Genomic DNA, 18,546 nt, shown 5'->3' on the forward strand with positions numbered 1-18,546 from the left:
CTTTGCTTGTTGGGCGCCGCTAAGGCGGACCTCGTGAGCGACGTCCAACAGCGTTGCGAGCAGGCCGTGGATTGGCTTCTAACCAACCAACAACCGGACGGCGGCTGGTTGTACGAAGGTTACGGTGACAAGTCCTCCGCCATGGACACCGGAGTAGTCCTACTCGGGCTGTGCGAGGCGTACGATAGACTCCCCCAGGATCAGCAGTGTAAGGTGCGCGAAGCCGTGGATCGCGGTGTCGAGTACATCCTGAAGTGCTGGGACGGTGACAGGAAGATGTTCTGGGATTACCCGGACGGAGGAGGAAAAGAGGAGTACATGCCGATGTACACCGTTCACGCGCTGATGGGTCTCATCGCCGTCGAGAAGAAGTTCCCTGACATCGCCGAGAAGCACGGTGTAAGTAAGTACATCGATGAAGCCCTGGAGAAACTTCTGAGTATGCAAAACGATGACGGATCGTGGAGCAACTTCGGTCCGGGTTCGTGGTCGAGCCCGGGACGGTGTACTGGACTCGTCGTATGGCTGGCGGAGTGGTCCGGTAGGTACGGACCCAGTGACGAGCGCATCGCGAAGGGTCTGAAGTACATCGAAAACCACTTGGAGAAGTCGCCGCTGGGCGGGCTGATCTCCAGTAACGGACCGAAAATAGACTTCACGGTCTGGGATATGCTGGCGTTCTACTTCTCTGGTGACGAGTATTACCGGAGTTTCGTACCGAAGCTGCAGGAGGGAGTGCTAGGGTTCCAGCATAAGGACGATGAGTTCGCGGGCGCGTTCGCAGCTCACACGTCGGTGTACGACAGTGAATACGGTCCGGAAGGAACCGCAGCTCCGTGTCCACACAAGACGGCGCGAGTGTTGTTCGCGTTGATGCTGACGGGAGCCGACCCGAACGACGACCGAGTGAAGAAGGCCGTGGAGTTCCTGCTGAACACGAAGAGCCAGTCGGAAGGCGCGTGGTTCTGGCCGACGATGAACGACCCATCGAAACCAGACAATAATCCGATGAAGGCGTACTGTACGGGCTGGTGCCTAGCCGCACTGGGTGCGTGGCTGCAGAAGGTGCCTGCCAAGAAGCACGGGATACCAGTATCGCCGCTGATGGTAGCGCTGGCGTTCATTCCAGCTCGTCGAGCTTGGCAGGCAGGTACTCCTTGACGACGTAGTCCAGGGAATACTTCGCGAACGCCTGCTGCTCTGCCTTCTTCCCGAGTTTTTCCAATAAATCCAGTTCTTTCTTCCAGAACGGGTCGTAGTACCGCGGATCTCGGCGCAGCTCCTCTATTCTCTTGTAATCGGTCTTCTTCAGGGGTTCCGTGGGAAGGTCGTACTCGACGATATCGGTGGCCGTGACGCCGATGAATTTAGCGTCAGGACACGCGAGCTCCTCGTTGAGATGAGCGGCTTTGGCACTTCCACTCCTTATCACCATGTAAATGTGCCAGCCGTAGGGATCGCCGTCCGTGAACACGTACACGGGCAATCCCAGCTCCTCGTTCAGACGTCGGAGCAGTCGTCTGGTCGCCCGAGCGGCTTGACCCTTCAGTCCCACGATCAGCGCGTTCAGCTTCTCGTGGGCGCGCTCCTGAACGAGCCTACGGTACATACCCATAGTCTCAACGGCGATCACGCGTTCGGCGCCACAATCCAGTATCTCAACGGCATCGACGTTGGGCGGGATGTTGTAGCCGCTGATCCCGGCTCGCTCGGCGTGGATCTCGACGCCGTCTTCCCGGACTAGCAGGTCGCCGTACACGGCGGCGCCGTCCTCTTCGGGCCATACACCGAACTCCTCACGCTTGAGACCTAGCGTCGCTTCCAAGTCCTCCACGATCGCGTCGCTCTCGCGCTGATCCTTGAAGTCGACTTCCCAACCTTCGCTGGTGTAGTAAATCTCCCTGAGGGTGGCGGAGCGGCCCTTCTCCACGAGCTCCTTGGCGAAGGCGGCGACACTTAGCATCTGAGCCAACTTCTTGGAGCCTTTCAGGGTGCGTGGACGGCGCTCGAGCTTATCGGGACCGAGCGTGAATATCTCACGCTCGGGGTCGTAACGGATGTTGGACGTCGTACGTTTCGGTATCCGGACTGGTTCGTCCTTCTCCACGCACTTCAGGACCTGTTTCGCGAACTCACGTAGGCGTTGTAGGGCTTCGGACATCCTGTAGTTCCCTCGGGTGCTCTGAGAGGCGAGGTGTTAGAGGATGTCGGGGGGCTCCGAGTCCTTCCACAGGCGCAGCTTCTCGCGCTTCATCTTACGACGCTGGTCCTCGAGGAACCGGTACACGCGTCCGTGCGGGGCACCCGAGGCGAGCATTTCGATCGCCTTCCTCGCGATCTGAAGCTGTCTGGGCGTTCCGATAAGGGCCACCGTCTTGCCACGGATGGACACGTCGGCACCGCTGAGCTCCTCGATAAGCTGCCGCGTGCGCCCCTCTCGACCGATGATCCTGGCCCTCTGCCGCTCCAACGCCTTCGGGTTGCGGCCGACGAGCTCGTACAGATCGATCACTTCGAGACTCGCGTCTTCCTCCCTCAGGAGTCGGAACGCACGCTCCGGGGAGAACCCTCGACCTATGGCCAACACACATTCTTTGGCTTTGATGAGATCGAGCGGATCCTTGACACGCTCGGTGGGACGGATCTCGACCTCGCCCGTCTTGCTATCTATGCGCAGTTCCACTCCCGTCTTTTCTTCGATGTAACGCTTGGTCTCGCCATCCTTGCCTATCAACACTCCGATACGATCTTTGGGGATTTTCACGCGCTCGGCGCTCTCGTAGAATTCATCGGCCAGCTCCGCCAAGTGCTCACCCCCGGACGTACTCGAGGGCCTCCTCTAACGTGGGGGTGTCGACACTTAAGCGCTCGAAGAATCGGATGAGGTTTCGCAAGTCACGTATCAACAGCTCTTCGGCGATGGGGTGATCCAGCACGACCCCTTGGGAGAAGTCTATGATCCTGTAGTCGCCCTTGCCCCCGTAGAGGATGTTGTACTCGCTGAGGTCGCCGTGGACTATCTCGGCTTTGCGATACATCCTGCGGTAGTCATCGAGGATATTCGAGAGAACGTCCTCCGCGTACTCTTCCTCCGGGGGATTATCTTTCATCAGCGGGTACGGGTTCCCTTCATCGTCTCCGATGAACTCCATAATCAGCACGTTGTTCATGTGAGCGATCGGCTCGGGACACCTGACGCCTGCCTCGTAGGCGCGGGTCAGGTTCTTGAACTCCTTCTCGGTCCAGGCGTAGACGATACGGTGTCGCTTGCGCCCGATGTTCTTGAACCTGGGATCGCCTCGGATGTACCTCCACATCCGGCGGAAGTCGCTGGTGGCGGCGCGGTAAATCTTGACGGCGACTAGCTCGTCGCCACGGACTCCCCTGGCGACGTTGGCCTCTTTCCCTGTCTTCACGAACCCCATGAGCCCGTCGATGTATCCACGCCTGGACAGCTCGTACAGGGTCATCAGGGTGTACTGGTCGAAGACTTCCTCCTCTACCTTCAGATCTTCCAGGGTTTTCTCCAGTCTTTTGACCTTTCCTGGTTTCGGCTCCAGTTCCTCGATCGCGGAGAAGTATTTATCTTCAGACAAAGTCAGGCGCCCGGTATGATCTCCTCAAGGAGCTTGGTCACACGTTCGTCCAATTTACCCTTGCGCTTCAGCCAGTCGACCTGTACCCTAGTATACCTCCACGTAACGTCGGCGCGTTCAGGTTGGAATTCCCAGGGTTTCACGAGGACAACGTCTCCTTCCCTGATCCAGACACGCTTACGCATCTTTCCGGGTATCCTCGCTACTCTAGTCTTTCCGTCGACACACCTCACCTGCACGCGGTCGTTACCCAACATTTTCTCCACAACTCCGAATATTTCGCCTTCCTTTGGAAGTCTGATCTTCTTCAGGGTCTCGTCGTCGATGCGCTTACCCATCGGCGTCACCCCCGTCTTTTGCCGGTCTCACGAGCTTAAGTACTTCCTCGGAAACGCGGACACACGCCAGTAGCGCGTCGATACCGGACAGCGCCTTCACGGGACTCCGCGCCTCGAACGTCACTTTGACGCGGTCCCCTCGCATACCGATCTCGTGGCGGAAACCTTTGGGTCCACCCTCCCACAGAACTCCGGAGGCTACTTCAGCGGGCAGTTTGAGGACGAGCTCGCCTCTGAGTCGCGAGTCGCCATCAACCCCTTCATGATGGTGCGCTCACGGCTTTCCTTACGGGTTTCAGGATCTCGGAGAGGTACCCCGCGGCGTTCTCTTTCAGGTCGAGCGGATGGAGCTCGCCGTCGACGAAGTCCCGCTCCAGCTCTTCGTAACTGGTGTAGGTGACATCGCCACCGTATTTCTCCGGACGTTCGATCGTGACCTCATCGTACTCCCGGAATATGAAGTACCGATAGATCTCGAGGATCGGGTTACCTTCGGCTTCGCGGGCCGGACAGTACGCCTTTCGAAGCTTTTCCCGGATGACCTCCGGCTCGTCGTCGACGGCGATGAAGTTGTTCTTGCTGGAAGACATCTTCTCGTCTCCGTCGAGCCCGTGGATGATCGGGGTGTGTAAGCACGTCGGCGAGTCGTAACCTAGCTTGGGGAGCACGTCCCGGGCCAACATGTGGATTTTGCGCTGTTCGAGCCCACCGACCGCTAGATCGACGTTTAGGTGCACGATGTCCAGTGCCTGCATAAGAGGGTAGACAACCTGGGATACCGGAGGGTTTTCCTCGCTCCTAGCGATCATATCCATGCTGCGTCGGGCTCGGCGCATGGTAGTATGACGAGCCATCCGGTACACGTCCAGCGCGTAGTCTTCGTCCAGCTGAAACTCCGACCCGAGGACGAACTCGGTCTTGTTCGGGTCTAAACCCATCGCCAGGAAGCATCGGCGGTTGTAATCCGCCAGCTCACGTACTTCCTCTAACGTACCTTTCTCGTTGAGATACGCGTGGAGATCCGCGAGGAGTATGATCACGTGGAAGCCGGCCTCTTGGAGGTCGATCATCTTGTCGATGACCAACTTGTGGCCGAGGTGAACTTTACCCGAAGGCTCGAACCCGACGTACGCTACGGGTTCTTCTTTTTCCTCGAGAAGTTGTCGGAGCTCCTCCTCGGTTACGACCTCGACGGCGTTTCGGGTTACGAGTTTCAACCTCTCCTCGACGTCCACGGACGAGACCCCCTGGCGGCGTCCTGCGTCCGTTAAAGGTATTCCTCAGGAACCACTACGGCGACACCTTTCAGCAGAATCACGTACACGCGCTGTCCGACGTGAAGGTCGACATCGCTTTCATAACACTCAACCGTTTCACCCGTACGCTCCAACACGACCCGGGGCGGGGTGTCTTCGATCACCACGGCGGGTTCGGGCTTCAGAACCTCGACGCCCTTCAGCTCCTCCCACTTACGTTTGACCACCTCCCTGCTGATGAGATGACGCAGAGAACACCTCTCACCCAGACCTGTGACTAGATAAGGTTGGCCATCCACCAGTAGGATGTCGCCCTTGCGGAAATGAGGTATCCTCACGGAGATGGCGGCCTTGTACTTGCGCTTACTGCGCTCGCGGTCGAATCCGACGAGCTTGTGCGACTCCCCTACGGTCCCGCCGTACGCATCGACGAGGCGGCGGGCGAGCTTGCGTGCGGCGTTGAGTGAACCGATGTAGAAGTCGATGCCCTCCTCAGGGTACTCCACGTCCGAGATGTAAGCCATGGGATCACGCTCGAGCAGTGAGGCGGCCGCCTCCGTCACGAAGTTCTCAACTTCCTCCCGCTCACGCTCGGTCAGCTTACCTCGGAGCGACCGCACTTGGAGTATAGCCTCGTAGTATCCCGACCGGAATTTCATGCATCGATCACACAGGGCGAATACTACCGGGACCTTGAGGTGATACTTCCGAGTGAGAACTTCCCCTCCTACCTCCCATTCACCCTCAGCGAGCAGCTCGACGAGGACGCGAGCTCCGGGACCACCCGGTTCACCCTTAACCTCCAGAGGTTTTATTCGGACATATACATCGGGAAGCGTTCGGAGGTTCTCCTCCAACTCCCGGAGGACGTACTCTACGAGCAGTTCTTCGATACTCCCGACACCTTCAGGCGGATCTTCCCAGCGCAGCCCGGTGTGACGTGCTAAACACTGCGCACAGACTCGGACCTCCAGTCCTTCGGGTACCTCGATCATCGGGTGCTCTTCAAGGTAACATTCCGGGCACAGGCCGTCTATCGTCGTATCGACCTCACGTCCGCACCGATGACATATCAGCTACCCTTCACCCCCGTTCGAGACGTACGGGCGGTTGTCGGGAATGCCCACGGTGTTACCGACCCCTACGATGATCACGGTACTGTCTTCAGGGGCTTCCTTAGCGAGTTCGAGGGCACGTTCGGCGGCTTCTTCCACGGCGTCAACGACGGACTTGGGCATGGGCATGACGGCCTCCGTAGCACTCATCTTGATGGCTACCGCATCGAGATCGATGCCTTCGTCGGCCGCGATCTGCTCGATCTTGTAACTCTCATGGCCGGGATCACCCATGGCCACTCCCACGCCCTCGCTGACTTTGCCTGTCTTCTCTCCCTCGAGTTTGAGGGCGGCGTCGATAGTTATAATTTTGGAAACATCACCGTATTCCCTTACGAGCTTCTTTACGGCACGCCCCAGTCTGCCCAAGTTACCCCCAGGCCCATGCGCCTTGACTATCAGCAGTCTGCGACCCTCTAGCTCCTTCTCGGCGGCCACAGTACCTTTCTCCACCTCCCGGACGGGTGAGTCTCCGATGAGCCGAGCCGCGACCATAGGGCCAACGCTGTCGCCGATAGGCACACACTTGAGGAACGCTTTCGCACCCTCGTAGTTACTCTTCACGAACTGTTTAAATGTCGGCAATAGCATGGTTATTAGAAGCAAGAGCTGTATATTGTTGGTTTTCTTAGCAGATAACAGCAGGTGTCGGAGATATTGGGCAATAACATGGATGGAGAACACGCACGTAAGTGCCATACTCATGTTGTCTACTTCGACGCCATCGCGTTTTCCTGTGAGTACTCTTGCGTACGAGCGGAACTTATCCTCACTCCGCTCAATCAAGTTTTCAAGACGTTCAATAATACCGTGAGGATCTAGTTGCACAGGCTGAACCACGAATAGGTTTGCAGCCCGTTGTACGAGTGTTTCAGCCTCTTCCCTATCGCATCTGGCCCGTCTCACTACCATCTGCTGGACTTTTTCGTCTATTTTCCGTATACGCTCGACTTCTCCCTCTATCCTCCTGAAAAGCACCACCTGATAGTAGACCCGAATGAAGAGCCAGAAGAGGATAATGGAGACAATAAAATACACCAGGTTCTCGACGAGTGATGTGTCCACGTTCAACGCCAGCACCCCATGGAAGGTCGCTGGACTCCGTCACCCTTATACGTGATGGAAGCTGTGTCGCCGGTTGGCGGGGGGACCCGAGTTGGCGCTAAAGAACCCGGCGGTTCACTTACTCTCGGCGTTGTGCCTATGGGGGGTCGCCGGGCTCATACTAGCTGGTGCGCAGTCAGTACTAATCTCGTTCGCCTCCGTATTGTCCTCCGATCCCGGTATGGTTTTAAACGCTTTCGTCCTTCTCTTAGCGCTCGTTAGCGCCAATTCTCCCGCAACTTTCGCAGAGATTTACATGGGAGAACCTCAACCGTATGCGATAGCATCGATACTGTTTGGATTCGCTCCTATAATACCATATCTAATAATTTCGCCCTTTCGATGTAATGTGCTTGTGTTAACGGCGTGGTGGAAGCCCATAATTATAGCCTTACTGGCGATATGGTGTATTGAGTTCGCAATATATTATCGCAGGGTGAAAGTCTTCGGGTACAGATACGTGAACGTTCACAGATTCGTATTCCGCTAGTTCCGTCTCTTAACCCCTAGAACACGTCGTTTAGCTTTCTCGAATATCCACAGTAGTGCTTTGATTTCCTTATCTGTGCATCTTGCTCTGGCGAGAAACCTCCGGAAGGTCGTGCACACGTTCTCGCGACGGGTACTGTCGAAGTTCAAAGCCTTCATGAGGTCGTCCAAGGACTTCACTAGCACCTCCTTCTCTCGCTTAGTGGCAGCACGACCGTACCGTTCCGGCACGTACTCCATCTTCTTAAGCTCGTAAAGTACTACAGCCACGGAATGCGAGAGGTTCATGGAACGGTACTCCTCGCTTGTCGGGATATGAAGGGTGGCGTCGCAAAGCTCGACCTCCCAAGTCCTCAGACCTCTATCTTCGGGCCCGAATACCACGGCGATCTTCTCGTAGTCCGAAAACGCCTCTCTGACCTCCCAGGGCATCATCGGGTTCCTAGCGGGCGTTGAGGCGAGGACGGCGGTCGTCGCTATGGCCGCCTCCACGTCCTCGATAGCCTCCTCCAACGTGTTCACTATCACCGCGTTCTCCAACAGGTCGAGCGCGTGCATCGCCCGAGCTATCGCCACTTCACCGAGCTCTGACCTAGGTCTTACTAAAAAGAGCTCCTTTACCCCGAAGTTTTTCATGACACGGGCTACGTGACCGATGTTCCCGTCGTACTTCGGTTCTACCAGTACCACCCGCACGTCCAAGCTGGATTCCTCCGGGGTGCAGTCTTTGCTCGAGGGTATGGTCGTGAACGAGTTTCGGGAGCGAAGGACTAACTACTGGGACGGGGAGGTCGAGATCGAAACGGAGGACGGAAAACTCAAGCTTCGGATGCCCGGAACTATAGCAGGTTGGCTCACGAAGGGTACCAGGGTCAGGGTGCACGGCGCCGACGGGGTGCAGTCCGTCGACGTATTTAAAGATGATGTGGAGGTGGAGCGGAGGTACGAGGACGAGTGGGTGCCGGTGTGGCCACCGTTCGAGATGGAGACCGAAGTAGAGAAGCGGGATACGCTCGGTCGTGGTGTTTACGAGTACAGATTGCGGGCCAGGGAGGCCATCTACCGGGAAGACTTCGAAGCTATCGTGGGCCTCGAACAGTACCATTACGCCTCCGATAAAGACGTGGTGGCAGTGTGGGGATGTAATGAGTGTGGACGCTCGATACGGGCCAACCTCAAGCCGGAAGAGTGCCCCGGATGCGGCTCGTCGCGGATCGAACTTCGAACGATCAGAGGCTCGTTACCCGCTTCCAGGTTCATGGTAGTGGAGCTGCTGAACGGCGAGGAGTACGAGCCGGATGTCCTGGCATACGTCCGTGTGGATCCGCCCATCCCTAAACTCAACCGACGTCTCGACGGTAAAGTGGAGCGAAACATCAGGGAGAAAGTCTTCGGCAAGGACTGGTTCCACCCTACCTTCGAGCCCAAGCGAGGTAAGACCATTGAGGACATCCTAAGTGCCTGCGACACCAAAGCGGCTCGCATAGCTCGGGTCGTGGTTCATCCAGAGTACCGGGCCGACGGTATTGGGAGAGCCTCGGTGCAAGCCGCTGTACGATGGGTGAAAGAGCGTCGAATCCCGGAAATGAAGTCGGAAAAACACCTGATCGAAGTTATCGCCCAAATGGCCAGGTACCATCCGATCTTCGAGAGCGTCGGGTTCGTATACCTATGGGATACCGGCTCCGGCCGACCTTACCTCGTACGTCCGCTGTCGGAAGATGCCAAGAGGAAGGTTTCGAGGTTCATCAAAACCGACAAGATAGCGAGACAGCACGGCGGCCGACTGTACAGATCCAGGTTGCGAAAACTCGAGGTAGAGCCCCTCGACGGACCGATCAAGGTGAAGCGACTCCACAAGATGTTCTCCACGGAGCTCGACGTGAAAGGGTTGCCCAAGGACGTCGTTAAGCTTCTCGAGGCGTTCGGGGTCCTTCATCGGAAGATTCAGCAGTACGCGCTTCAGGACGTGAACCTACGGATCGAGCCCGGCGAACTCGTCGTGGTGGTCGGCCCCAGCGGAGCCGGAAAGACGACGTTAGTCCGCATGATTATGGGCGCACACGAAGAATTCATCGAGAATGTCCGCCGGCGCATCATCCGCGAGCTTTCGACGCCGGTAGTGTCCCGAGCACTGTCTTCCATGGGTACGAACCCTAAAGAGGTCGCGGATAAGCTGGTCAAGGAGATGTACCAGCCCGACAAGGGGAAAGTTTCCCTACCTGAGAACACCGAACTGTCCGCGATGATCCCGGGGGAAGTGGAACCCGAGATCGACCCCGGTGTGACCATCATCGAAGACCTGTGGTCGGTGACCGGGGACGTGAACGTCGCGGTGGAGATACTCAACCGGTCCGGTATCTCGGATGCCGTGCTGTACCGGAGCCCGTACGAGCGGTTGTCTCCGGGTCAGAAGGAGCGAGTTCGCCTGGCCAGGATGATCGCGGAGGGGGCTAACCTGATAGTAGTCGACGAGTTTTGCTCGCACCTGGATCCGAAGACCGCCATGCGCGTGGCCCGAAGCTTTTCGGAAATGTGCAGGGAGTTAGAGATCACCGCGCTGATTATCACGCACAGAGCCGAGGTCATCGATGCGCTAGCGCCGGATAAACTGGTGTACGTCGGGTATGGGTTGGTTGGGGTGGAGGAGAAGAGTTAGCCTTCTTCACCCTCTCCCTCACCTTCAGGCGGTATCGCCAGTACCGGGCAGGGTGACCTTGATAGTACACCCTTGGTCGTACTGCCCAGGATGAGACCCTTGACTCCGGAGAGGCCCCGTGTACCCATCACGATCAGATCAACGTCTCGCTCCTTAGCCTCTTCAACGATCCCTTGAACCACAGAGGGTGACTCCACTACGAGAGTTTCAACATCAATGCCTTCCTCCTTGGCCATCTCGGCGATCTCGTTGACGATCTTCTCGGCCTCCTTTACGATCTCCTCGGGCAGCGTGAACGAGGGTTTCGTACCCAATGGACTCCATAGCGGAATCACGTGAATCACAATCAGTGTCGCATCTTCTTTCTTGGCGATTTCGATGGCCGCTTTGGCGGCCTGCTTAGCGTTTTCCGACCCGTCGGTCGGTACCATAATTCTCTCAAACACTGGAAGACACCCCCACTATCGTAGCTTCACCACGTATAATACCGTAACGCTTCGTCTCGGGGGGTAGACCTTGCACCCCATGGCCCGTAGACACTTTGAGAAACTGGACGAGAAGCGCGTACGCGAGCCCGTCGGTCCCAATAAAGACTGTGAGTACTACCCGTGCCACTTTGATGGTCAAGACTGTACATGGTGTTTTTGTCCTCTATACCCGTGTCTGGACGAAGAGCTTGGGGAGTGGATTAAGACCAAGAACGGCTCCGAAGTTTGGAGTTGTAAGGATTGCCACCTTATTCACAGACCGGAACCCGCTAAGGTGCTACTTCGAGAACTGTTAAGTGTGGGAAATGGGAGCGTGTTACGAGGTGCAGAACGACTAGAAGAAGATCCAGAACTCAAGGAGAAGGTGCTTGAAAGTGTCAAAAGAGCCGATCGGAAACACCGACAGCACTCCTCACGACGTTGAGGACCTCCTGGTCAACCCGGAATAGCGGGTTAGGATGGAAGTCCATGTTCAAACGCTCTTTGATGAGCCGCCTTAAGTCCTCCAGGGGAAGAGGGTTGGGATACCTAACGGGACCGTCCAGTGTAATCAGGTACGCGTGATCACGGCCCTCAAGGTACCTCCTCAGCTCGTCCTCGGACGCTTTGGCTAACTCCGCGATCTCGGCGAGATCTTCCTCGGACTGTATCGCCACCTTCTTGATTTCCTCTATGGTGACCTCGCCGAGCACGGCGCACAGTGGACTGGACGCGTACACGATGCAGGTACGTTCTCGGAGGATCGTTCCCGGGAGCCACCTTCTAACTTCGACGTTCTTGACGCCGTCTAGGATCAAATTCGCGAATTTCGGCTTTACCGACATCCACACGGGCAAACCGAGAACCCGTAACGGTAGGATGCATTCCTGGTTTTTGTAATCTTGAGAAGGGTTATTGTAGGAAAGATATGGTATGAGGGCGACCGGACTGATAGTGGAGAGAACTAGTGGGATGCGGAGGGAGGTCACTCCTTGAAGTGCGGAATTACCTCCTGACCTACGAGCTCGATAGCCTTCTCCTTGTCCGGACCGATCGGCGAGCCGACGACGACCTGAGTGACGCCGGCCTTCAGTAGCTCTTCGATCTTGTCGACTACGGTGTCCGGGTCTCCGGCGATGGAGAACGCCTCGATCATGTCCTCGTCCACGAGGCCGATCGCGGTGCCGAAGTCGCCCTTACCGATCGCCTCAGCGATCTGCTCGGCCTTCTCCGTGTCGATGCCGTGACGCTCCAGCACCACGTCCGGAGAACCCATCACGATGAACGCGACCACGATCTTCGTGGCCTCGATGGCCTTGTCCTCATCCTTGTCGATCGAGAAGCACGTGTACGCCGCGACGTCGATCTCGTCGAGGCTTCGACCGGCCTCCTTCGCACCCTCCTCGATCTTCGGAACGGCTACCTCGAAGTCCTTCGGGTTCGAAGCGTTGACGAGGACTCCGTCCGCAATCTCACCGGCAGTCTTCAGCATGATCGGACCCTGAGCTCCCATGTAGAACGGAATGTCTGAACCTTGGATAGAGCGTGCATTCACGTCGGCTGTTCCCGTCTTGACGTACTTGCCTTCGTACTCTACCGGGCCGCCTTCCAGGTACTGGTAGATCACCTCCTTGACCTCGCGGATAGCGGTCGCGGGACCGACCTCGTCCTCGGCCTCAGGGTTCCAGATCGGGATCTTACACGGGAACGGCAGTCCCATCTTGTCGAACGTGGCCTTGTCTCCGGGACCCATTCCGATGATCGCACGACCGCCGGAGATCCAGTCCAGCGTGGCAATGTTACTCGCGGTGATCAGTGGATGCCGGGTGTACGGGTTAGTGATACCCGGGCCGAGCTTGATCTTGCTGGTGATCACGGCGGCTAGAGTCAGGACTCCCATGTAGGAGTAATTGTTGTAGTGATCACAGATCCACGCGTACTCGAACCCGTTGTCTTCGGCGACCTTGATCAGGTGGGCGATCTTCGTGGGCTTGTCGTCCGGTAAGAGCTCAATACCAAAGGACACCTCTGCCATTGTTTGAACCCCTATCGAGCACTTGATCTCACTTTTAAATACTGAAGGTCTCGGTGCGGGGCGAACTGAAGTTAGTAGGTTCGTTCACCGACGAGAGTTGAGGTAGGACTCTACAGTGGTCGCAAGCGTGACCGGTGGAGTTATTACAACGGCGGAAGACGCGCGTTTCCGGCGGGGGTGCCCTCTATTGGTGCGCAGCGTGTCGGTAGGCGAGGTAGCCAGACGTGACGTGATCACGGGCAGTCCCACGGAAACCGCAGTGGAGATCGCCTACAAGATGCGGGAACATGGCATCGGCAGCGTGGTCATAGTGAACGAGAAAGACGAGCCCATTGGCATCATCACGGAGCGCGATCTCGTGATCAAGGTGGTATCACAGGGTAAGAACCCCGACGAGGTGATAGCGCGGGATATCATGTCTCAACCGGTGATTACCGTCGAGGAGGACATGGAGGTCAACGAAGCCGTGAAACTGATGGTAGACAAGGGGATTCGAAGGCTTCCGATCGTAGACGATAATGGTAAACTGATAGGTATCGTAACGATGCAGGACATTCTCCAGGTTGAGCCCTACTTAGTAGCTACCATAGAGGAGGAGATGAAGAAATTCCAGGAAGAGCTCGAGGAACTAGAGGAAGTGTCAGAGATTATTGAAGGAGTTTGCGACCTCTGTGAGACCTACTCGGAAGAGCTCCGATTCGTCGACGGAGTGTGGGTTTGTCCTGAGTGTTACGAGGACATTTTAGGCAGGGAGATCGAAGACAGGGAACTCGAGGAGTGATCACCCGTGCTGACACGTCGTTCCGGTTTGCCAGACACCTCCGTCATGAGGTTAGCCACCACGAACGTCGTATCGATGCCACCTACCGCCACAGTGAAAAGCGCCGTCGACACGATGATACGGTACGGGTTCCGCAGGATTCCAGTGACGGAACCGGGTGAGCTGGAACTTGTCGGTATTATGACGGGCAAGGACGTGTTAGACTACTTGGTCGGAGAGCGTCGGAAGATAATAGAGCGCCGATATGGGAGTACGTTCCTTCCGGCACTCCATGAGCCCGTGAGATCACTAATGAGAACTGAAGTCTACGTTATCACCCCATACGATACCGTCCGTAAAGCCGTTCGGACGATGTTTGAGTTCGAAGTCGGGGCTTTACCTATAGTGAAAGACAAGAAGCTCGTAGGGATAATCACTGAACGCGATATTATGGCCGATCTTTACGACGTACTGGAGGACACGAGAGTTGAGGAGATAATGACTGAGGACCCCGAAACAGTCCCATCGGACATTACGGTACTCGAAGCCGCGGAAATAATGGTAGACAGAGAGTTTCGGAGACTCCCAGTGGTTGAAAACGGGAGGTTATGCGGCCTCGTAACCGCTACCGATGTGCTCCATCACGTCTCCAGTATGGCGACTGAAACATCGCCGGATGCGTCTGTTGAAGAAGTTATGGATGTGCCGGTGGAAGAAATTATGACAGAAGATGTCATTACAATCGAGCCTGACGTTAATATTGAAGAAGCCGCATTAACGATGAAGGGGGCTAACGTCGGAAGTTTAGTAGTGACGGAGGGTAACGATGTGATAGGAATCATAACCGAACGAGATATTATGTACGCCATTGCCGAGAGAATGTGAGGTACAGTGAAACACAGAGGCTGAAAGCTGAAAGCGCAATCCAAAGTGGGTGAGGGTTCCAAACGAATTTGACGGTGGTGGGACTTGGGACGCGAAGCAAGATCATGTTGTCAATGCCGCCCAACCTCACACCTCGATCCGGGATCCAGCAGGGGAAGTAAGGTACCTTCACCCATACCCATCCACGCCCATAGACTTTGAACCAAGCGTGGCCCAAGTCCACACGTATCGGTTTTAAGTTCCTCTTAGGTAGCATCTTCACAATACGAAGCGGTCTATCATGAACTATATTGATCCCGAATATCTTGGTTTTGAACTTATGATATCTATCCAGCACTAGGATTTCCTTAACTCCAAATTCCTTAAGTACTCTTACTTCTTCGGGTGATGGATGCCTATCCATCACCACAACTTGTGGATGAGCATAACGTACTAAGTCACAATCAGGAATTCGTGTGAAGGCGTACGCTGGTGCGTATTTAGGATCATATCGCAACAGTTTACAAAGTCTCATATACCTGTATTTGTTACCTAAAAATACTGATTTAATATCATCTATTTCATACCCCATCGTTGGATTAAACTCGTAAACTTTCACCCATCGATAATCACGAATGGGTCGTACACCAACGCGTTCCAGTTCCGTGATCATACGCTTAGCATACGGTTTCCGTGAACTTAGTATCAAAAACCGAACCCCTAATACATCCCCTATTTTCAATGCTTTATTGGGTTCTACACGCTTGAATGAACGCTGATACTGTACAACAACATCCCGAATTGGAGTACCCTCACGGTACCACCCGAAGACTGATGGAGCACCAGTAATGTAAGGTTCCATTCCCCAAAGTGCTCGATACCCTACCGTTGCTACCCTATCCCACGGTCCAGTATGCTCCCTCATCCACAGTAAAGCCGATAGTTCAGAGACTGTGTAATGAACTGGACGATAAGCATATTTTAAACCGATTGCTGCATCGACTACCATCATTGAGCATATCATTATCAGCACGGTGTGTCGCCTTAGGAACCGGAAATTATCAACGACGAATGCCACAAATGTGCAGAGAATCACTGCCGAAAACATCAAAAACCATTTCGGTTCGAAACCAATCCGCTCCATGGGTTTCTGAAGCACGAGCCCGAAGGACAGGAGCAGTGCCACACCGGTCATGATCGCGAAGGGAAGGAAAGTTCTAGGACGGCGTCGTGCCGCGAGAATTAACCCCGCCCAACCCAGGAGGAACTGGATCGCACCCACGTATTTGGCGTACCTTGTTTTCCAATAGTCCGGTACGAAGAACTCCCACGGATCGTGTACCGAAGACATGCTGATCCACCATTTCGGCTTGGTGGTATAGGAGTACGTCCGGTACTCAAGGGCGGGCATCAACCACCACGAAACCGCGAGTACCGAGAGCAAAATCGCGAAGAGTACCCACGCGTGTCCCGGTACCTCCGGGAGTATCGAAGGAAGCTCCTCTTTCCCCACCGCCCACAACGTCCAGGATCGGGAGATGCGGAGCGCTACGTAGGCTAGGCACACCGTTATAGCGGCCAGACCCGAACTGTGGTGCATGAGGATAGTCAGGGAGAGCACGAGCGCCAAATAACCGGCCCAGCGACCGCGCTCCCAGACTCTCCGATATACGGCCACAAGCAGCCCGGGAACCAGGGCGTAGAAGACGATGGCGGCAACGGTCGGGATTCGACCCTCAGTGAATGTAATTTCAATATGATTGTAGGACGTCTGATACGCGACGGCGGCGATTAGGGACCCTAACGGTGAGGCTCCCATCAGACGGGCGGATGCGTACACCGACGGCCCCGCAAGCGAGTAAGCCAGCCAAGTCCACCATTTCCACGCCGTTAGGACGTCCGTCTTCGCGAGGTGTGTCATCAGGGCAGGGATGAAGTACGCCAGGGGTGGATAAAACCACAGAAAGGGGTACCCGCAGTACCAGTATTCCGACCATTTCGGGTACGGCACGTCGCCCATCGACCAGAGCTTTTCGAGCATCCAAACCTTAGTCATGTGCCCGCGCGCGTCTGCACCACTGGGAAACCAGTTCCAACCGTAGTCAAGGGAAGGAGAAGACACCACCGCACCCACTAGGAAAGCGACCAGTGCACACAGTACGTCTTTACGATCCAACGTCCTCTTCCTTCCCCCTCGTCCGCGGGGTGAGAGCGTGGCTGATCCCTCTAAAGACGTTAAGAAGCTGTCGATGATACTCGAATCGGAGGAATGGCGCGTAGAAAAAGCCATAGAGCGTGGCACGATCCGGCGTGTGAGGACGTCTTTCCCGGGCTTCGTCTACTACAGAACCGTACGGGAATTCGCCGGGTTCGAGCGAGGAACCTTGATCGTCCCGAGCCACGGGTTGTTGCTGCGCGGGTTTCCCAAGATTGAGCGCGCGTTGTTGCTTGAGCCGGCTCTCAGGTCGAGGTTCGGTGAGGTGGGGAAAGTGATCGTAGAGGAGAAGATGAACGGTCACAACGTACGCGTGTTCGAGCTGGACGGAGAGGTGTACGCGGCCACGCGCGGGGGTTTGATCTGCCCGTACACTACTCACAAGCTCCGGAACATGTTTGAGGATGAGTTGAAGCAGTTCTTCGAGGACTACCCCGGAACGGTAGTCTGTGGTGAGTTCGTGGGGAAGGAGAATCCGTACGTGTCCCGCGAGTACCCGGAAGCCCGTGACGTGGGGTTCTTCGTGTTCGACGTCCGGGACCCGAGCGGACGGTTCTGGTCGTACGAGGAGAAACTGAAGGTGGACGAGTACGGGCTCGAACGCGTTCGGTGCTTCGGTGAGTTCGAGGTGAGCGAAGTCGAGGAGATCCACCGTATCGTCCGCGAGCTCGATCGTGAAGGTCGGGAAGGTATCGTCATCAAGGATCCGGATCGAAAGCTGCCTCCATTGAAGTACACGACACACTCGGCGCACGTTGAGGAGATCGAGTGGGCGTTCAGGTTCGCGTTCGACTTAGGTCGTGACTTCGTGCTGACTCGCACGATCCGCGAAGGATTCCAATCGTTTGAATGGTGTGAAAAAGATAGAGAGCTGAAGCGTCGGGGCGCGGAGATAGGGCGAGCGATAGTAGAGGGATTGAGGAGGGCTGTGGAGCAGGTGGTGGAAGAAGGCGAGGCCTACGAAGAGATCCCACTGACCTTCGAATCACGGGAGTGGTTCGAACGGTACGAAGACTTCGTGAAACGGGTCACCGGAGGCACTCATTCGCTGAAGATCATCGAAGAGAAGGAGGACGGAACCGTCCGTGCGGTGCTGCGGAAGCGTTACTTCGGGACCGGTGATAAGGTGTCACGAATCCTCGAGGAGGGGGTCCTGTAGGGGTTTGATAGAAGTAGAGATTCCAGGTCGAGGCGAACTGCGGCTAGAGCACCTAGTTCTCGATTACAACGGCACGATAGCCTCGGGAGGAAAGTTGCTCGAAAGCGTTGTCGAACCACTGCAAGAGCTTACCGAAATCGTGCACGTTGTCGTCGCATCAGCGGATACTTACGGTACGGTTGAAGACGAGCTGAACGATGCCGGGCTGGACATCGAGGTCTACAGGGTGAGCGCCGGGAACGAGCGGGAGGATAAAGCTGAACTGATCGAGGAACTGGGGCCGGAAGTCTGCGCCGCCGTGGGGAACGGCGCGAACGACGAGTTGATGCTTAGAAGGGCTGCGTTAGGCATCTGCGTGATAGGCCCGGAGGGAGCGTGTTCGAGGACCTTGCTGAATGCACACGTGGTCGTGCGGGAGCCACGTGAAGCCTTGGAGCTACTCCTCGATCCGAAAGCGCTCAGGGCGACGATGAGGTGTTAGCGTTGCGG

General features: G+C 56.0%; 20 protein-coding genes. 7 read left to right on the plus strand and 13 right to left on the minus strand.

What is annotated here, in order from left to right; all coding sequences use genetic code 11:
- The first annotated feature begins 9 nt into the window (after positions 1–9).
- A complete protein-coding gene (locus MK_RS02730; RefSeq protein WP_158295898.1) occupies positions 10–1,161 on the plus strand; it encodes a prenyltransferase/squalene oxidase repeat-containing protein in 1,152 nt (383 codons plus the stop codon).
- Here the strand turns inward: MK_RS02730 and MK_RS02735 are convergent.
- The 9 genes from MK_RS02735 to MK_RS02765 all read right to left on the minus strand — a co-directional run bounded on the left by MK_RS02735 (position 1,121) and on the right by MK_RS02765 (position 8,594).
- On the minus strand, positions 1,121–2,161 hold the full coding sequence (locus tag MK_RS02735; RefSeq protein ID WP_011018882.1) for a DNA topoisomerase IV subunit A: 1,041 nt from the start codon (positions 2,159–2,161) through the stop codon (positions 1,121–1,123). The two genes, MK_RS02730 and MK_RS02735, sit on opposite strands and share 41 nt — an antisense overlap.
- Positions 2,162–2,197: 36 nt before the next feature.
- The gene (locus tag MK_RS02740; RefSeq protein WP_011018883.1) at positions 2,198–2,806 is read right to left on the minus strand and encodes a KH domain-containing protein; all 609 of its coding nucleotides are present in this window, start codon (positions 2,804–2,806) and stop codon (positions 2,198–2,200) included.
- A 4-nt stretch (positions 2,807–2,810) separates the two neighbouring features.
- Positions 2,811–3,596 (minus strand): serine protein kinase RIO, encoded by a 786-nt coding sequence (locus tag MK_RS09265; RefSeq protein WP_226988662.1) that lies wholly within the window; start codon positions 3,594–3,596, stop codon positions 2,811–2,813.
- Positions 3,597–3,598: 2 nt separating this feature from the next.
- Positions 3,599–3,934 carry a translation initiation factor eIF-1A gene (eif1A, locus tag MK_RS02745; protein WP_011018885.1) on the minus strand — a complete coding sequence of 112 codons (336 nt, stop codon included), beginning with the start codon at positions 3,932–3,934 and terminating at the stop codon, positions 3,599–3,601.
- On the minus strand, positions 3,927–4,058 hold the full coding sequence (locus MK_RS09365; protein ID WP_264370764.1) for a hypothetical protein: 132 nt from the start codon (positions 4,056–4,058) through the stop codon (positions 3,927–3,929). The genes eif1A and MK_RS09365 overlap by 8 nt, the downstream gene beginning before the upstream one ends.
- 136 nt (positions 4,059–4,194) lie before the next feature.
- Positions 4,195–5,169, minus strand: coding sequence for a tyrosine--tRNA ligase (locus tag MK_RS02750; RefSeq protein ID WP_011018886.1), 975 nt, complete (start codon positions 5,167–5,169; stop codon positions 4,195–4,197).
- Positions 5,170–5,201: 32 nt separating this feature from the next.
- Entirely contained in the window at positions 5,202–6,266 is a 1,065-nt protein-coding gene (locus tag MK_RS02755; protein WP_011018887.1) for a 60S ribosomal export protein NMD3, read from the minus strand.
- Entirely contained in the window at positions 6,267–7,370 is a 1,104-nt protein-coding gene (locus MK_RS02760; RefSeq protein ID WP_226988708.1) for a DUF1512 domain-containing protein, read from the minus strand. It lies immediately after the preceding gene.
- Positions 7,371–7,895: 525 nt separating this feature from the next.
- Positions 7,896–8,594 (minus strand): RNA methyltransferase, encoded by a 699-nt coding sequence (locus MK_RS02765; protein ID WP_226988709.1) that lies wholly within the window; start codon positions 8,592–8,594, stop codon positions 7,896–7,898.
- Positions 8,595–8,625: 31 nt separating this feature from the next.
- On the opposite strand from MK_RS02765, the gene MK_RS02770 reads away from it, so the two are divergent.
- Positions 8,626–10,557, plus strand: coding sequence for a GNAT family N-acetyltransferase (locus MK_RS02770; protein ID WP_011018890.1), 1,932 nt, complete (start codon positions 8,626–8,628; stop codon positions 10,555–10,557).
- On the opposite strand, the gene MK_RS02775 is transcribed toward MK_RS02770, so the two are convergent.
- Positions 10,554–11,003, minus strand: coding sequence for a universal stress protein (locus MK_RS02775; RefSeq protein ID WP_011018891.1), 450 nt, complete (start codon positions 11,001–11,003; stop codon positions 10,554–10,556). The genes MK_RS02770 and MK_RS02775 overlap by 4 nt on opposite strands.
- A 79-nt stretch (positions 11,004–11,082) precedes the next feature.
- On the opposite strand from MK_RS02775, the gene MK_RS09450 reads away from it, so the two are divergent.
- Positions 11,083–11,469, plus strand: coding sequence for a cysteine-rich small domain-containing protein (locus MK_RS09450; RefSeq protein WP_011018892.1), 387 nt, complete (start codon positions 11,083–11,085; stop codon positions 11,467–11,469).
- Here MK_RS09450 and MK_RS02785 read toward each other — a convergent pair.
- Both MK_RS02785 and mer read right to left on the minus strand, forming a co-directional pair.
- Positions 11,423–11,875: an ASCH domain-containing protein gene (locus MK_RS02785; RefSeq protein ID WP_226988710.1), complete on the minus strand. Its 453-nt coding sequence runs from the start codon at positions 11,873–11,875 to the stop codon at positions 11,423–11,425. The two genes, MK_RS09450 and MK_RS02785, sit on opposite strands and share 47 nt — an antisense overlap.
- A 134-nt stretch (positions 11,876–12,009) precedes the next feature.
- Complete coding sequence (mer, locus tag MK_RS02790) at positions 12,010–13,050, minus strand: 5,10-methylenetetrahydromethanopterin reductase (RefSeq protein ID WP_148679927.1); 1,041 nt, start codon at positions 13,048–13,050, stop codon at positions 12,010–12,012.
- A 199-nt stretch (positions 13,051–13,249) separates the two neighbouring features.
- Between mer and MK_RS02795 the strand changes: the two genes are divergently transcribed.
- Together MK_RS02795 and MK_RS02800 are read left to right on the plus strand one after the other, a co-directional pair.
- On the plus strand, positions 13,250–13,840 hold the full coding sequence (locus MK_RS02795; RefSeq protein ID WP_011018895.1) for a CBS domain-containing protein: 591 nt from the start codon (positions 13,250–13,252) through the stop codon (positions 13,838–13,840).
- A 6-nt stretch (positions 13,841–13,846) separates the two neighbouring features.
- On the plus strand, positions 13,847–14,704 hold the full coding sequence (locus MK_RS02800) for a CBS domain-containing protein (RefSeq protein WP_148679530.1): 858 nt from the start codon (positions 13,847–13,849) through the stop codon (positions 14,702–14,704).
- On the opposite strand, the gene MK_RS02805 is transcribed toward MK_RS02800, so the two are convergent.
- The gene (locus MK_RS02805; protein WP_011018897.1) at positions 14,676–16,859 is read right to left on the minus strand and encodes a 6-pyruvoyl-tetrahydropterin synthase-related protein; all 2,184 of its coding nucleotides are present in this window, start codon (positions 16,857–16,859) and stop codon (positions 14,676–14,678) included. The two genes, MK_RS02800 and MK_RS02805, sit on opposite strands and share 29 nt — an antisense overlap.
- A gap of 37 nt (positions 16,860–16,896) precedes the next feature.
- Between MK_RS02805 and MK_RS02810 the strand changes: the two genes are divergently transcribed.
- Positions 16,897–18,057 carry an RNA ligase gene (locus tag MK_RS02810; RefSeq protein ID WP_011018898.1) on the plus strand — a complete coding sequence of 387 codons (1,161 nt, stop codon included), beginning with the start codon at positions 16,897–16,899 and terminating at the stop codon, positions 18,055–18,057.
- A 4-nt stretch (positions 18,058–18,061) separates the two neighbouring features.
- A complete protein-coding gene (locus tag MK_RS02815) occupies positions 18,062–18,538 on the plus strand; it encodes an HAD family hydrolase (protein WP_011018899.1) in 477 nt (158 codons plus the stop codon).
- Positions 18,539–18,546 lie beyond the last annotated feature (8 nt).

Origin of the sequence: Methanopyrus kandleri AV19, assembly GCF_000007185.1 — an archaeon.
GTDB classification, from domain to species: Archaea; JAADCQ01; Methanopyri; order Methanopyrales; family Methanopyraceae; genus Methanopyrus; species Methanopyrus kandleri.